Raw genomic sequence first — 16,223 nt, 5'->3', positions numbered from 1 at the left:
CACACTGCAAAACTATTCATTTCCAAGTTAGAATGCTCGAGTGTTCCCTTTTTTTGATTTAACCGCCGATTTTTCAGCCTCCCTTAACTCTTCCATAGTTACTTTCGATCGAGTTTGAACAGAGTCATTATAGTAATTGGCCAGCGAATGAAAATACGGAGTAAGTACAGGATCATTAATGGCAGTTTGAAGTTTAACTAAAATGGCTTGAGAGCTTCTGAAGTACCAACCGTCTTCATCGCGAACTTGTCCAATAGCCATAAACAATTTTCCTTTCGAATCACTTCGTTCGAAGGACACATCCAATCCGTTTTGAACATTCATACCGGTATCGATCAACTCCACTGAAAGGAGGCTATCAAGGTAAAGCTTCCAATTTTCTTTCACCTGATCGGTCAGCTTTTGTTGATATACATAACGACCGTTTCCTTGGGCCCCTGTAATCTTCTTATTCTTTACTTGAATGGTGAGAATACCTGAATCTCCTTTGTCTTCAAGTCGAAATTCTGAATTTCCTTCAGACTGAGAGGAGAAATGAATGGAATAATTTTCCTTAGAAGGCACCACAGGCTTGCTCGATCCGGTCTCGACCTCAAATTTTGCTTCGCAAGACACCAAGAAAACTACGGAGAGTAAAAATAAATACTTCATCGACTACTTTTTTGCTTTAAATAATAATTCGCATTCAGCGGCAGCCGGCTCTGACTTAAATTCATGGAGTTGACCTAACAGTACGAATTATTGCAAGCAAAACTGTAATCATTAGTTGACAACAAATGTGACATCAATCACCTTTAAACCTCATTTAGATCAGCTTACTTAAAATCACTGAAATAAGAGGCTACTACTATGTACTTTGTGGAGAGGTAATAACATTAATGGTTAAACTACGACTATAAATCCTATGAGAGGTTTAATAGTTACTGTAATTAACCACATATTTAACATTCGATAGGGAACTCGAATCTTTCACAGCCACTTGCGACTCAATACTTTCCTTTGCAATGGACGCATCACTTTCTTTGTTTTCTGAAACACCACAAGCCCAAATAAGCCCGATGATGTACGCAGGAAACACAAAAAAACCTAACAGGGGTTGCACTAAACTAGATTGCTTCATACACTTGATGTTTGATGATATGCTACTATCAAAATCAACCTTGTGTACGATCAACGAAATTGTCTGATTCTAATAATGAAATAACCGAATTGTGAGCTACGACCAACAGTAGGAGATTCGAAGGAGAGGATTGGAGAACAATACAGGATTGCTCTAACAGTTCAAATATACAACTTTATCAGAATTCAATGACCAATTACCCCATCAAAAGATGAAAACTAGCGTCCTTTCATCGAAATACCCATTGCCCTTAGGAATTAAATCGTGCAAGTATTTCATTTTCAATTGTTTTAGCCAATCGAGCATTCATAGCTACAAACATAAATCGAGCAAATGAGTAAAATACCAATGGCACAAGGGTGATAACTGCAGGAATTTTAATTTCCATGGTTTCCGCACTAATACCAATTACAAACATGGCAATGATGGTATACACCATTAAATAGCGCCAATTGTATTGGCCGGAAAAGTGTAATTCAGAAAATGTATTGGGATAGATCAAGAAATACTCTCTATTTGAATCAATATATGCAATGGGAAGCTCCCCATCCCAAACGATGATCAATTCATCGCCGGCTTTTATAGGCAAGTCTTTTTGCGTTAAAAGAAGCGTTTTCTCAAATCCGGTGGAATCAACAAAGCAAAACTCATATTTGCCTCTTAGATACAGCAAATCTGCCAACTTAAATGACGGCGCTTTTTCAGTTCGCTTGTAATGAAGCATTTTACCTTTTGAATATTCTAGTGACAATGAGACGCTTTTTAGTTTAAATAAAAAAGAAAGCGGCAATTGAAATTACTTAAACAAGTACCGCTTTTCACGTGCAAAATAAGAAGCTTTAGCTTATTAACGCAGCGTAAACTGAAATCCCTTGGCATTCCAGATTCCGGTTTCGTCACATTCGAACCCCACTTCCCAGTCCCCTTTTTGATGAATTTGTTCTCGATCGAGATGCAACACTACTTGCATTTTCCCCTTTACCACACCCTGCTTTTCATCAGCTACAAGCTCCAGGGCGTCCAACTCCTCAATCTCAATATCCTCATAACTATTTTTAAAATCACGGATGAATTTTGCAAAGTTATCCCTTGAATCGAATTTGCGATCATTAAAAGTCAATCCTTGAGATGCAAAAGGCATCAAGTTCCACAATTCTAGCTTGGAATAAATAGCTTTGATCACATTCTCACAAGCAATGTATTTCAACTCTTTTTCCACGTTAAAATGAAACTCATCGTACATAAATACAGTAAAATAGCCGGGAATCACTTGTCGAATCACGGGCATTTCCATGATCTCTGTTGTAATAAACTGATACAGTTCCTCATCGGTTACTGTTTCATCGTATTCTAACTGAATAAAATTTGCCATTAAACAATCAATCAGTTCTTTGTTTAACTCCTTTAACTTTTCCGGCTGGTCTTTGTAGTCAGTTGCCGGAGGAAAAACGGTCTTAATTCCCAAACGATCTTTAATTGGAATAAAATCGCGGCAAGCATGTGCTTGCTCGTACTTCAATACATTTTGGAGGAAACTTAATTCAACGGTTTTTGGAATTTCACCGGGGCTGTCCGGAAATCGCATTCCGAATTCTAACATCATTTTCATTTTGAGAGCGTCAATTTCAACTTGCAGGTCTTTAGAAGATAATGGGTTGTTCATACTTTAGGTTTTAATTCATGCAATAGCGCATGCAAATCAAAACTAAGCTGCAAATCAAATTGACAGAGCGAACAAAAGCAGTTCTGGTTGTGGCCTACAACAAAAAAACTCGAAGCGTCAACAACAAAATTCACCAAAACTTACTACAATAAAGGTGGTTGTTATTGAACGCTTCGAGCTCAACGGCACTAACAAAACAAGCTAGGACCTATAGAAACTTGAAAAGCCTACTTGAAAGCCATTGGAGAAAGAACCTTCAATTCTTGTCCTCGTTGCGGCATCCCTTCAATCAATGGCATGGCCTTCGTAATCATCAACTTCACTTCCGGATTCTTCAATGAATTATCGTGATCTTCCTTGCTATCCCATATCTCCGTTACATACACCGTATTGCGTTCTTCCGGATCAATGCTTACCGCATACAAATGACAGCCACCGTTACCCTGCATTTTTTCAGAAGCCTCAAGGAGTACTTCTGCCATGGCATCTCGCTTCCCTTCCTTTGTAGAAAGCTTTCCGTGTAGTAAATACATTTGAATACAATTAAAAATTAAAAAATTAAGATTGAATGGCTCTCAACTACTTGAACCAAGCCATCATCCAAATTGATCTACCATCTTCTGCACAAGCACCAAACAAATACAATTCCAAAATCCATACCACCACTAGAATTCTCAAAATGGCATTTTTATTTGTCCACCCGGAATTTGAAATTTGCTACTGTCTAATTCCCATTCTTCCCCATTCAACTTATACAGCTGGGTATACTTTTTATATTGTTGATTCACTAGTTCAGCAATAGGGCCTTCACCACGCATTCGTTCTCCGAATCTACTGTCGTTTACTTTTCCCCCATGTGCCGACTCTATCAAATGCCATACCTTATCGGCCCTATCGGGAAAGGTTTTGTAAAGCCAGTCGTGAAACAAGAGCTTCACCGATCCATTCAAGCGAACAAATGTGTATGAGGCAAAACTTGCTCCGGCTTCCGAAGCTTCTTTTAGAATAGCAGGCATCTCCTGCTCATTCAGTCCCGGAATCATAGGACCCAACATCACACCGGTTTTCACGCCGCCTTCACTGAGTTCTTTCAATACACGCAACCGCTGACGAGCCGTTGTAGTTCGAGGTTCCAGCACTCTTCGCAGCGGCTCATGTAAACTAGTGATCGACATCAGCACCGATACCAATCCCTTCTTACCCATTGCAATCAAAAGATCCTTATCCCTTAAAACACCTGCATTTTTGGTTATGATGCCTACCGGCTGATTGAACTCGTTGCACACTTCCAATAATCGTCTGGTTAACCGAAATCGTTGCTCTGCAGGCTGATAGCAATCAGTGTTACCACTCATACTCAAGGGCGTCCCATCCCAACCTGGTTTCATCAAAAACTTTCGCAGGAGCTGCGGAGCATTTCTCTTCACGATTATTTTTTGTTCAAAATCAATTCCCGCACTATAACCCCAATACTCATGCGCATTGCGCGCATAACAATAAACGCATCCGTGTTCACATCCCGCATAGGGGTTCATACTGTAATACATACCCACATCCGGACTTTCAACCTTGTTCACGATGCTCCTTGCCTCCTGCTCTATAAATTGTGTAGCCAATGCCTCTTCCGTAAAATCGTCTATCCCGTCCACCTCTTCTTTTGATAAAGTGGTCTTCAAAAACCGATTCGGTGTATTGATCTGCGCACCTCTCATGTAAAAGGATTAATACGATTTAATAAATGCCATTTTCTTCCGCCCCAACCGGTTCACCCCATTTCCCATTCCCCATTTACCGATATGCAACCCTCACCGGGTTATTGGGTAATGCACTCCTCTTTTATTTGATAGGCGCCACCAATTTGCGTGCTTCAACACCCAGTTCTACCAGGCTCCGCTGATCGCTCAGCAACCATCTGCACCCATTACCCGCGCTACTTTCTCAGCACTGACCTCTGACATTCAATTCACCTGACTGCCGTCTGTTCAATTCTTAATTCTTACCTATTAATTATTAATTCTTCCCTGCTTCTTCACGCAACCATTCCCCACAAATCGCCCTGCCTTACCTGCACCGGCATGTTCTTCAATTCCATGCGCTCAACAATTTGCCAAGCCAGCCCTCCTTCAGGGCGTTTCAGCACCAACACCGCATCGGCAATGCACTGACCACTGAACGATTTCTGACTGTATTCTGCCCAACCTTGCTCATATTGCCAAGGCTTTAGTTTGTTCGCAATAGTAACCGTAGGTTCTAACATGAAATAAGGCTTCTCACTGTCGCTGCTTTTCATCAATCGCTGCGCTTCCGAACGAATGGACTTCACCAATTCCTGCACCGGACCCTTGTTCGCCACTCCTATATAGATGGTATGTGAAGGAAAACTTCCAAAATTTTGCAACTGCACCTTAAACGGATGATGACCCATGGTCACCGTTCGAAGCCGATTCAATAAGCGATCTTCCATCATCGCATACTGCTTGAACTTCGCCAAGCCAATGTATGGCTTCGACATCCAATTCATCGGCGTCTTATACGAATCCGAAAAAGATTTTCGAACCATCATCACTTTCTGACGTAAAGCTTCCGCTAAAGGCAGTACCACAAGGTACTCATACACCCGGTAGCCGGGCATCGCTGTTGTGTTCATTGTCATAACCCATCCGTTTTGTGTAAGTAATTGGTAAGCCACTTGCAGCTTCACTTTCCTCGTATCCACATCCGAAAAAAATGTCCTTGCAAATTTTGTTAGCATAAAAATACTAAATAATTTAGTACACGCAAAATTTAATTTCTATGGATGGGGAAAATTTTTACGGAGCCGCCTATCGCGGCTCTAAAGACTTCACGCAACAAGATGTCTATACCGCCAATGCCACCGGCTTTGGCGCCGCTGCCGACGACTATGCCGAACGCGGAATAGACCTCAACGAACAACTGATTCGAAACAAACCCGCTACCTTCTTCTTTCGAATGAAAGGCGATGCCATGGTGGATGCAGGCCTCTACGATAATGACGTACTCATCGTAGACCGATCCATTAAAGTAACGAGTGGAAAAATCATCGTGGCCGTTCTCAACGGAGAACTGCTGATCCGACGCTTCCATAAAAACTTTACATCCGCCTTCCTCATTCCGGAAAACAGCCGCTACAAAACCATTAACCTCGCCGAATTCACCGACTTCGCCGTATGGGGCGTGGTTACTTATGCTATTCATCCGTTGGGTTAAGGAGGCTAGGTTTTAGGTATTAGGCTTTAGGTGTTAGGTATTAGGCCTTAGGCATTGGGCTTTAGCCGAACCATTCGATCGTCATCACTAGTTAAAACAGGCAAATACACATGTTCGCCATTGTAGACTGTAACTCCTTTTATTGCTCTTGTGAGCGTTTGTTCCGACCCGATCTCTGGAACAAACCCGTTGTGGTATTGAGCAATAACGATGGCTGTATCATCGCCCGCACCGATGAAGCCAAACAATTGGGCGTGGGAATGGCCGCGCCGTATTACCAAAACCGTGGCATCATTGAACAACACAAAGTAGCCGTTTTTTCGTCTAACTATCACCTTTATGGCGATATGAGCAAACGCGTGATGGAAACCCTCCGCTTCCTCACCAGTACCAAACAAGTAGAAGTGTATTCGGTAGACGAAGCCTTTGTAAACCTCGCTCAATTCCAACCCGACCAACTGACGCAACTGGCCTTTCAATTCAAAGACACCGTTGAACTCTGGACCGGTATCAAAGTATCGGTAGGCCTCGCACCCAGTAAAGTGCTTTCCAAAGTAGCAAACCGATTGGCGAAAAAAGATAAGAAAGGAAGCCGAGGCGTAATGGTATTGCAAACCGGCGAACAAATAAAAGAAGCACTGGAACGCACCCCCATTGAAGACATCTGGGGTGTAGGAAGACAATACGCATTGAAACTAAGAAATCTTGGAATCGACAACGGACTTCGGCTAAGCACCATGCCTATCGAATGGGCGCGGAAAAACCTTGGAGGCGTAGTAGGCACTCGACTCATCCGGGAACTCAACGGCGAACCCTGCATCCCCATGAAAGATCCACTTGAAACTAAAAAGATGATTGCCACTACTCGAATGTTTGGAACTACTGTTACCGAACTGAAAGATCTAAAAGAAGCCGTGGCCACCTATGCATCCAGAGCAGCAGAAAAGTTGCGCAGGCAATATTGCGCCGCTTCCTACATCGATGTGTTTTTAGTAACCAACGGAACCGTTAATGAAAAATATGTTTACAGTCCGCAAACACGTCACTTAAGCACCAATCTACCCCATGCTACCAACAACACCGATGATTTCATCAAGTATGCCATGCCGTTAGTAGAGCAATTGTATGAACGCGGATTGAAATACCTCAAAGCAGGGATCACGTTGGGCGAAATTGTACCGGAATCAGCTATTCAAACCAATCTCTTTGCATCGACTATGCCTGAATCAAAGCGAGCCTTGATGGATGCCATTGATAACATCAATTTCAGTCAGCGAAACGATGCCATAAAATACGCTGCAAGTGGCCTCACCAGAAATTGGAAGATGCGGCAAGAAATGCGAAGCGGTCGATTTACCACGCGTTGGGAAGAACTACCCGATGCACATTAAAATAATTGCTATGACAGGAGCAGACGACTATATAAAACCACCTTTCAATGAAGATCCATTCCCAACGGGATCGGGGAATGAAGCAGCAGGAAAGCTTCATAACGCCTACACTATTTCCTTCGCCCTGCTCACACCGCCATTATTGGTAGCAATGACCAAACAACCCATGTACTTCGTGCGACAATATTACCCGGATGGAGAAGGCTGGCGCGATGATAAAAGAACGCCATTACTCTTCACGCATTATACTGCCCATGAAACAGACCGTGAGCGCGCAGAACGCCATATGCGCTTGTTATTTCACGACAAGTACCGCTTTCTTTACTATTCCAACAACCCCGAACACATGGATCGCCTGTTAAAAGCAGCCCATCAACCGGAAGGATATCGTATCCACGTGAACCTTTTGGATCGAAAATGGAAACCTTCTCAACTAATCAAAAAACGCATCAATGAATACATTGAACGAGAATTGCGGTGGTGGAAATACCAGCCCAACGATTCCGTAAAAGTGACCCTGAAAGACCGCTACGGAAAAATTTACCTTGCCATCAAGTGGAAAGAATTTCAGGTGGAAGTGGGTTACAATGAAGTGATTGGTATTAAATCCTAAACCAATTTTCGCATCGCTAACATGTAACCCATATGCATGCCTTCGTGGTAATTGTTGAAGATCAACGCATCTTCCAGTGAGGCTAGATGAAAGCCGGTAACCGTAGTACGTTCGGTATACTGAGTGAAAAGTCCTTTCTCTAAATCGGCTTCCAATTGATCGGGTAGTGAATGCAAAAGAATCCGTAAATGATCCACTTCTTCTTGTGTCAGGTCTCGCTCCGGTTTGCTTCCGGGTTTAAACTGATCGAACAAAGCATCCGAAACATAGAGGGGTAGTCCGGAACCACGGTAAACAATTGACTGCTGCGCTACAATAACATGACCAACATTCCAGATCAAATTGTTCTTAAATCCTTCCGGGATCTTATTCAATTGATCCAAGGAATAACTGTCTACACTATTTTGCACTAACTTTCTTCCGGAGCGAAGGGCTTTGATGTGGGGGTTCATGTCAATTTTTTATAGTTCAAAAGTAACCATTAATTACTCGCTTAAAGCCATTTTTCAATAAAACCGTATTGAAGTTAATCAGTACGCCGAGCTTTTTATCAGTCAATCTTAAATAAGTAATCAATTGAGCGCGGTGAATCTCCAAAATTTCAGAAATCGCTTTTAATTCAACAACTACTGAATCTTCCACCATTAAATCAATACGGTATCCTTCATCGAGGGCTACTCCGTTATAAACAATCGGGACACGCATTTGCCGAACTACTTTTAGTCCCGCCGCTTTCAACTCTATCGCCAAACATTTTTCATAAACACTCTCCAATAAACCCGGACCCAACGTTCTATGTACTTTCAATGCACATTCAAAAATGATGTCACATATTTCGTTTTCAGTCATCTAACAAAACTAATACAGCTTAGCGATTGTAAACGTCACTTTAGTTGTAGCGCACAATCAAAACCACAGGGACACGAAGTCACGAAGTCACGGACGCTCTAAAAAACCAAGCAAACACCCACTACCCCGTGCCTCTGTGCCTCCGTGGTTCCGTGGTTCCTTGGTTCCCTAACACTCATCCAACCTACAACCTAGTAACTTTTCCAAATGGCCCTTCCCGCTCGGGTTTACCACAGTCTTGTACAAACGCTCCGGTACATTGTACGAATGAACTTCGTAAATACTCTTCAACAAGGCGATACCCGTAGCAACCGGCTTAAACAACTGATAATCCGTCACTATTATACGCATGCCATAAATAACTTCTCCCGCAAACAATCCCCATTCAGGAACATACGATTGATGTTCGAAGCGGACGCCGGCTAACGCCTTCGACCTTAAAGCATCCAATACCCTCACTGGATTCATCCAAGGTGCCCCAAAAATGCGAAACGGATAGGGAGTGCCTCGGCCTTCATTTACTTCAATGCCTTCCAACAGTCCCATACCCGGATATACCATAGCAGTTTCCCAATTCGGAATTGCCGGCGAGGTAGGTCTAAAGATCCAATTAGTAGGTGCAATAGCCATTCGATCCCAATTTCGAGTATTCACTACCGTTAAATCAACACCTAAGTGCTTAGTTTCATTGAAATAGGTGGCTAACTCACCCAGTGTTTTATTGTGACGAATTGGAATATCCCATCGTCCAATAAAGGAACTGTACTTTCTTTCGTTTAAGCCCGGGCCCTCTATTTTCGAGGGATTGCCTCCCAAAGGATTGGGTCGATCTAATACAAACAAAGGCTTTCCCGCGGCGGCGGCAGCTTCCATTACATAGGTCATGGTCCACAGATAGGTATAGAACCTGCAACCCACATCGGGTATATCAAAAAGTAGGAGGTCAACATCCTTTAAATCATCCATGCTCGGCGCCAATCGGTCTCCATACAAACTAATAACCGGAATAGTCGTTCCTTCATATACACTGTGCGCCTGCGCCACCCCATCTTCACCGGCCGCGCTGAATCCATGCTCAGGGCTAAACAATTTCACAACATTAAATCCATTCGCGAGCAGTGCATCCACCGATTTTACATCGTTCCTTGTATGCGCTACTGAATTCGTTACAAAACCCATGCGCCTACTCTTAAGATGCGTATACTCTTGCAACCAAATATCAATACCAAACAGTAACTCGTCCATGAATTTAAAAAAGTGTGTTATCAATGCGTTGTATAACAGAAGCGTCGTCGGCCTTTCTCGTGCGAATCGTATTCACCGGCCAAGCTTCCATTCTACTATCGGGGAATTCGAAACTCAGTATATTACGAATGCCTTCATCCGTTAAATTTGGATCCAACCATTTAAACAAATGCTCTTTCGATAAGAGCATCGGCATTCGATGACTATTTGGACCGCCATTGTGTATAGACGCCATTAAAGGATTCGCTTCTCGCGTAATAACGGTGAAGGTTCCAATGACCTCTCCCGTTTCCGGATTGGGTAATGGAGAATAGTTGTAAAGACCGGCTATGAAGAAAACCGGGCCATCGGTTGTTTTGATGAAATAGGGAGTTTTTTTCTTGCCACCGGTATCCTTGTGTTCAAAGAATCCGGTTGTTGGAACCAAGCAACGTTGGTTTCTTAATTTATGCCAAACAGAGCGCTTATCATCTAACAACTTTTCACTTCTCGCATTGGCCATGCTGGTTCTGTATTCTTTGATTTTCTCCGCCGTGTTCATATAATCGGCAATCACGCCCCATTCAAACAACTCGATACTCAACTCCTTCCCATCGTTAACTACTACAGGCCATTTGGAAAAGCTTTGGGCTACTTTGTGATAGGTTGGTTCGAATTGAAAAGGAGGCTCCTTAGTGTTGAGGTAGTCTGATACCAATTTGATATTGCTAAAAAAAGAGAGATCGTAACACATAGTGCAGGCATTTGATAGTTGAGCTTTGGCTCATACGCAATCAAAAGTATCAAATTTTAGGTTGCTTGAGGGGTCAAAAAACGAAAAGCAACCCGACTGGGGATTGTCGTTTTCTCATTCTTCTTATTTTCACCACAGATACCCTTTAGATCAAGTTTTGAGTTATTGAGTTTTAAGTTATTAAGTATTGCGCAGCTGCGCTGCTTGTTATTCGCAAAGGGGAAGAAGTTAAAAATGGAGCGCAAAGGGTTTGGTCTTCTAAAGTTTTTTTGAACCGCGGCGGCGCAGCGCTGGCAGTCTCTCTATAATTCCTCGCTTCCCGTCTCCTCCATCCTCATTCCTGTATTCCCCTTGTTCCTCTCCCTGTTCTTTCTCTGTATTTCCTCTATCCTCGTTTCCTCTCATCCTCGTTCCTACTTCGCGGCCGTTTAATTATTAATTCTTAACTCTTAATTCAATTCCCCCTGTTCCTCTCCCTGTTCTTTCTCTGTATTTCCTCTATCCTCGTTTCCTCTCATCCTCGTTCCTGCTTCGCGGCTGTTCAATTATTAATTATTACTTATTAATTATTAATTCACTGGTATTTCCTCACCAACTCCGCCAATATCTTCCGATCCCCATCACCAATAACTTTTGTAGTATCTGCAGGTGAGAAATGAATTTTATAACTCTGAATGGCAGCTAAACTGTCTTTAATATTATAACCAACAATGCGAAGGGCTTGCATGGCATTGAAATTATCAGGAACTACGGTTGTAGTAGTATCATACCAATACCCATAACCGGCATCTGCCAATTGCTTCCAAGGGAAGAAGCGACTGGGATCTACTTTACGACCCGGTGCTATATCGGCATGACCAACAAAATTTGCTTGTGGAATATTATAGGCGCGTTTCAATCTTCCTAATAAATCTACTAATGAATTGATCTGTGCTTCTGTAAAGGGTTCAAATCCATTGTTGTCAATTTCAATGCCCATGCTGCAACTGTTTAAATCGGTAGTATTACCCCATCGGCTCACGCCCGCGTGAAAGGCTCTCAATTGATCATTCAACATATGGAACACCGTTCCCTCTCTGCATACCACATAATGAGCACTTACTTGGGTAGCCGTTTTTGTGAAGGTCTTAAGCGTTTGATCGCAGCTGTTCTGCGCAGTATGATGAATCACTACAAAATTCGGGCGGCGCATCGAAAAATTCACTGTTCCTGCAAAATAAGGCGCATTGCTTACTGAATCTTCCAATGGATACATCCGCAACAACTTACTATAGGCCTTGGCCTGCTTCTTATAGTCTCTGTTAGTAGAAGAATACGGCCCTTTCGAACAGGCCATAAAAAACAGTAAACCCATCAGAACAGTTGCTGTTATTCTCATAACTTATCTTTTCTTATAGTAGAACTTCTTTTTTTGATCACCACCTCCTTGTCTTCTACCTCTTGGTTGATAGAGCGGAACCGGGCCCAAGCTCTGAGGCACCTCCCCTTTGTCAACGGTTTTTCCAATCAATTGCTCAATAGCTGCAAACTTATTTTGTTCTCTCTCGCCCACAAATGTGTAAGCAATACCATCTGCCTCTGCCCTCGCTGTTCTTCCAATGCGATGCACATAATCTTCCCCATCTGAAGGAACATCAAAATTGATCACCAAATCGATGGTATCTATATCAATTCCTCTGCTCAAAATATCGGTAGCTACTAAAATTGGGATTCTTCCACTTGTGAATCCGTTGATCACTTCTTCACGCTGCGATTGCTCTAAATCACTGTGCATATCAAACACATTCAACCTAGCTCGTTTCAAAGCCATGGTCAATTGCTTTACTTCCTGTTTCTTTCCACAGAAAATCAAAGCACTTTTATAAGGAGTAGTAGCAAGAATATGTTTTACTAGTTCTAACTTTTGGGTATCATATACCACAAATGCTTTCTGCACAATTTTCTCCGGTGGTTTTGAAATGGCAATATTGATCTCAACCGGATTCTTCAAAATAGCGCGAGACAATTGACGAATCTTCTCGGGCATGGTAGCTGAAAACAACAAGGTTTGACGCGATTCCGGAAGTTTCTGAATGATTCGATTGATATCATCCATGAATCCCATGTCCAACATCCGATCCGATTCATCCAATACCAGAAAACGTAATTTCTCCATGTTCACATAGCCCATGTTCAAGTGCGAAATCATTCTACCGGGTGTACAAACGATAATATCTGCACCCATTTGCAATGCCTTCTTCTCATTCACAAAGTTCTGCCCGTCGTTACCACCGTAAATAGCAATGGAACTTAGTGAAGTAAAATAGGTGAGCCCTTCTAAGTGTTGAGAAATTTGAATAGCCAATTCACGTGTTGGCACAATAATCAATGCTCCTACATTACCGTCCATCGGCTTTTCCAACAAACTATGGATAATGGGAAGTACAAAGGCGGCCGTTTTACCGGTGCCTGTTTGTGCCGAAGCGATGATATCTCGACCTTCCAATATAGGAGGAATCACTTGTTCCTGAACAGGTGTCGCTTTTTCGTAACCGCTGGCATCAATCCCCTCCATCAATGAAGGGTGAAGATTTAATTCACTAAAATACAAGTGCGTTGTGTTTAATTATGATATAAACGGCTTGAAATTATACAGCCGTTTCTTTCTTTTCTACTTCTTCTTGTCCATATTCACTGATCAACTCCGCAACTAGGGCCGTCCAACCAGTTTGGTGATTCGCCCCCAGTCCCCAACCATTGTCGCCATTGAAATACTCATAAAAGAGCACCAAATGCTCATTACCCGGACGCTTGTAAAACCAATTATGCGGGCCATAGCATCTGCGCTCCCCTTTCTCATTGCGTTCAAACAAACTAATAACCCTTCTGGTTAAACGATGCGCCACTTCAATAAGGTTGATCTTTTCACCGGAACCCTTCGGATATTCTACCAATAAACTGTCACCGTAAAATTCGCCGTATCGGTGAATCGCTTGAATAATCAAGTAGTTCAACGGCATCCACACAGGACCCCGCCAGTTACTATTTCCTCCAAACATATCGGAAGTAGAATCACCGGGATCGTATTGAATACTGTGTTGCCATCCATCCACCGTTACTGAATAAGGATGCTTCTCATGATATTTCGACAAAGCTCGAATTCCCCCTTCAGAAAGGAAGCCTTCTTCATCTAATAATTTATCTAACAGATGTAACAGTCTTTCTTTAGGAACCAAACTCAGCAACATTTTCGAACCATCGCTGGTTTCTTCATTGGGCCAGAACTTATTGTTCTTCTTACGATAGTTTTCAAACCAAGCAACACGCTTTTTAAAGTCGGGCATGTTATCAAGTTCCTTCATATCCATCGTTGATACGGCATACAAAGAAGTAAGCCCCACCGCTGACTGAATTTTCAACTGAATTGGATCTGCTCCCTGTGTTACCAGTACATCGTAAAAGAACTTGTCCTCTTCATTCCACAAGTGCTGCTCATTCAATGCTTCTGCAATCAATACAAATTGTTCGAAGAATTTTGTAGCAGTATCTTGGAAGGTTTCGTCGTACTGAGCAATTTCAATCGCCATGTCCAACATATCAAGCGCGTAAGTTCCCATCCAACTGGTACCATCGGCTTGCTCGAGCGTTACCTCATTACTAAAGTGATGACTTCTATTGAACACTCCAATATTATCTAGCCCTAAGAATCCGCCTTCAAAGATGGAATCGCCTTGTGGATCTTTACGATTGATCCACCAAGTAAAATTGATGAGTAATTTATGGAAAGCCCTTTTTAAGAAATTGATATCGCCTTTGCCGTTCTGCTTCTTCTCGATATTGTACACTTGCATAGCGGCCCAGGCATGAACCGGAGGGTTTACATCACTGAAATTCCATTCATATGCCGGTAGCTGTCCGTCGGGCTTCATATACCATTCGCGCATCACCAACAACAATTGGTGCTTTGCAAAAGTAGGATCGGCCACTGCCATCGAAATACATTGAAAAGCCAGATCCCAAGCGGCATACCAAGGATATTCCCATTTATCGGGCATGGAAATAATATCCTGATTTTTCAAGTGCTTCCAGTCATTATTACGCCCCTTCTGTTTCAATTCACTAACAGGAGTAATACCATCACTCGTAGTTAACCAACGTTCTACATCGTAATGATAATATTGCTTACTCCACAACAAACCAGCCAGCGCCTGACGTTGGATGCGCGCCATTTCACTACTCATCCCTTTCGGCAGAATAGCTGCATAGTATTCGTCTGCTTCTTTTTTCTTTTCTTGAAAAATATTCGCGAAGCCCACGCCAAACGCATTGTCCATAAGTTGATTGCTCAACCTACAATAAATGGTTTTGGTTGCTCCGGCGGCAATAGACCCCTTGTAAACTGCTGCGAACTTTGTTCCCTTCTTCCTTTCCCTCAGCTCGGTCTTGTTTTTATTGTTGATCAATGCCTCGTGAAATGCATCCTTTACAAAAATGCTTTCATTAGGAACATTCATCACTTTCTCTGTATTGGTTTCATTATCGGTAAACCAAGCATCTGTTGCCTGTTGATAATAGAAGTAGTAGGTACCCAAATTTTCGTGAGTAGCTTTCACTGCCGTTTTACTGATCGCACTGATCAAAGGCTTCTGATTCATTTGCTTGTTCACCCATCTGTTGTAAAACCAAAGTGTGGGTAGAATATGAATATCGGCCGCCTGCGGACCCCTATTGGTTACATCAATACGAACGAAGATGTCTTGATCACTCTGCTTCGCATAGGTAACCATTACATCGAAATACTCATCGTTGTCGAACACACCGGTATCCAGAATCTCATATTCCGGTTCCAAGCGTCCGCGACGGGCATTCTCTTCTTTTAATTTCTTGTAGGGAAATTCTTGCTGCGGATACTTATAGAGGTACTCCATGTATCCATGTGTAGGAATATTATCGAGGTAATAGTAGAGTTCTTTTACATCCTCTCCGTGATTTCCTTCGCGGTTACCCAATCCAAACAGGCGTTCCTTGATGATGGAATCCTTTCCGTTCCATACACCTACAGAAAAACAGAGGTTCTGTAAATAATCTGATATCCCCGCAATTCCATCCTCACCCCATCTATATACTCTGCAATGTGCATGATCAAAAGGGAAATAATTCCAGGCATCTCCATATGGACTATAGTCCTCTCGCACAGTACCCCACTGCCGTTCACTCAAATACGGCCCCCATTGTACCAGTGGAATGGGCTTGGTGGCATTCACCGCAAGCCTTTGATGTTCTGCTGTCATTCAATCTTTTTAGTTGCTACCAATGTAGCAGGCAATCGTTGGAATGTATAAAGATAGTGAAAAAGGAGCAAAGAACCCTGCCGTAAAGGCCTCCGGCTTATAGCTCCCATG

General features: G+C 42.6%; 17 protein-coding genes. 3 read left to right on the top strand and 14 right to left on the bottom strand.

The features are described 5' to 3' along the window. Positions 1-27: 27 nt before the first annotated feature. The 7 genes from ACQ2HE_RS03660 to ACQ2HE_RS03630 all read right to left on the bottom strand — a co-directional run bounded on the left by ACQ2HE_RS03660 (position 28) and on the right by ACQ2HE_RS03630 (position 5,436). Positions 28-651, bottom strand: a complete 624-nt coding sequence (locus ACQ2HE_RS03660; RefSeq protein ID WP_430901432.1) for a hypothetical protein — start codon at positions 649-651, stop codon at positions 28-30. 262 nt (positions 652-913) lie between these two features. Beyond that, entirely contained in the window at positions 914-1,120 is a 207-nt protein-coding gene (locus tag ACQ2HE_RS03655) for a hypothetical protein (protein WP_430901430.1), read from the bottom strand. Positions 1,121-1,370: 250 nt separating this feature from the next. Further along, positions 1,371-1,871 carry a hypothetical protein gene (locus ACQ2HE_RS03650; RefSeq protein ID WP_430901428.1) on the bottom strand — a complete coding sequence of 167 codons (501 nt, stop codon included), beginning with the start codon at positions 1,869-1,871 and terminating at the stop codon, positions 1,371-1,373. A gap of 96 nt (positions 1,872-1,967) precedes the next feature. After that, positions 1,968-2,783, bottom strand: a complete 816-nt coding sequence (locus ACQ2HE_RS03645) for a hypothetical protein (protein WP_430901426.1) — start codon at positions 2,781-2,783, stop codon at positions 1,968-1,970. 227 nt (positions 2,784-3,010) lie between these two features. Next, complete coding sequence (locus ACQ2HE_RS03640) at positions 3,011-3,316, bottom strand: putative quinol monooxygenase (RefSeq protein ID WP_430901424.1); 306 nt, start codon at positions 3,314-3,316, stop codon at positions 3,011-3,013. Between the two features lie 141 nt (positions 3,317-3,457). After that, positions 3,458-4,495 carry a PA0069 family radical SAM protein gene (locus tag ACQ2HE_RS03635; protein ID WP_430901422.1) on the bottom strand — a complete coding sequence of 346 codons (1,038 nt, stop codon included), beginning with the start codon at positions 4,493-4,495 and terminating at the stop codon, positions 3,458-3,460. 317 nt (positions 4,496-4,812) lie between these two features. Further along, positions 4,813-5,436: a 2'-5' RNA ligase family protein gene (locus ACQ2HE_RS03630; protein ID WP_430901420.1), complete on the bottom strand. Its 624-nt coding sequence runs from the start codon at positions 5,434-5,436 to the stop codon at positions 4,813-4,815. Between the two features lie 140 nt (positions 5,437-5,576). Here ACQ2HE_RS03630 and ACQ2HE_RS03625 point away from each other — a divergent pair, with 140 nt between their 5' ends. The 3 genes from ACQ2HE_RS03625 to ACQ2HE_RS03615 all read left to right on the top strand — a co-directional run bounded on the left by ACQ2HE_RS03625 (position 5,577) and on the right by ACQ2HE_RS03615 (position 8,015). Then, a complete protein-coding gene (locus tag ACQ2HE_RS03625) occupies positions 5,577-6,011 on the top strand; it encodes a LexA family protein (RefSeq protein WP_430901418.1) in 435 nt (144 codons plus the stop codon). 110 nt (positions 6,012-6,121) lie between these two features. After that, positions 6,122-7,402 carry a Y-family DNA polymerase gene (locus ACQ2HE_RS03620; protein ID WP_430901416.1) on the top strand — a complete coding sequence of 427 codons (1,281 nt, stop codon included), beginning with the start codon at positions 6,122-6,124 and terminating at the stop codon, positions 7,400-7,402. A gap of 10 nt (positions 7,403-7,412) precedes the next feature. Next, a complete protein-coding gene (locus tag ACQ2HE_RS03615; RefSeq protein ID WP_430901414.1) occupies positions 7,413-8,015 on the top strand; it encodes a hypothetical protein in 603 nt (200 codons plus the stop codon). Here ACQ2HE_RS03615 and ACQ2HE_RS03610 read toward each other — a convergent pair. The 7 genes from ACQ2HE_RS03610 to ACQ2HE_RS03580 form a co-directional block, all read right to left on the bottom strand. Further along, complete coding sequence (locus ACQ2HE_RS03610; protein ID WP_430901412.1) at positions 8,012-8,467, bottom strand: DinB family protein; 456 nt, start codon at positions 8,465-8,467, stop codon at positions 8,012-8,014. The two genes, ACQ2HE_RS03615 and ACQ2HE_RS03610, sit on opposite strands and share 4 nt — an antisense overlap. 16 nt (positions 8,468-8,483) lie before the next feature. Continuing rightward, positions 8,484-8,864 (bottom strand): GxxExxY protein, encoded by a 381-nt coding sequence (locus tag ACQ2HE_RS03605; RefSeq protein WP_430901410.1) that lies wholly within the window; start codon positions 8,862-8,864, stop codon positions 8,484-8,486. 168 nt (positions 8,865-9,032) lie between these two features. Next, positions 9,033-10,109 (bottom strand): exo-beta-N-acetylmuramidase NamZ family protein, encoded by a 1,077-nt coding sequence (locus tag ACQ2HE_RS03600; protein ID WP_430901408.1) that lies wholly within the window; start codon positions 10,107-10,109, stop codon positions 9,033-9,035. 4 nt (positions 10,110-10,113) lie between these two features. Further along, positions 10,114-10,842, bottom strand: coding sequence for an SOS response-associated peptidase (locus ACQ2HE_RS03595; protein WP_430901406.1), 729 nt, complete (start codon positions 10,840-10,842; stop codon positions 10,114-10,116). A gap of 574 nt (positions 10,843-11,416) precedes the next feature. Then, positions 11,417-12,220, bottom strand: coding sequence for an N-acetylmuramoyl-L-alanine amidase (locus ACQ2HE_RS03590; protein ID WP_430901404.1), 804 nt, complete (start codon positions 12,218-12,220; stop codon positions 11,417-11,419). A gap of 3 nt (positions 12,221-12,223) precedes the next feature. Then, entirely contained in the window at positions 12,224-13,432 is a 1,209-nt protein-coding gene (locus tag ACQ2HE_RS03585; RefSeq protein WP_430901402.1) for a DEAD/DEAH box helicase, read from the bottom strand. 37 nt (positions 13,433-13,469) lie between these two features. Then, positions 13,470-16,112, bottom strand: a complete 2,643-nt coding sequence (locus tag ACQ2HE_RS03580; RefSeq protein WP_430901400.1) for an MGH1-like glycoside hydrolase domain-containing protein — start codon at positions 16,110-16,112, stop codon at positions 13,470-13,472. Between the last annotated feature and the right edge of the window lie 111 nt (positions 16,113-16,223).

It is taken from the genome of Endoryza foliicola, assembly GCF_050589245.1.
Classification (GTDB): Bacteria; Bacteroidota; Bacteroidia; order Chitinophagales; family Chitinophagaceae; genus Endoryza; species Endoryza foliicola.
This window is presented reverse-complemented; position numbering and strand designations above follow the sequence as displayed.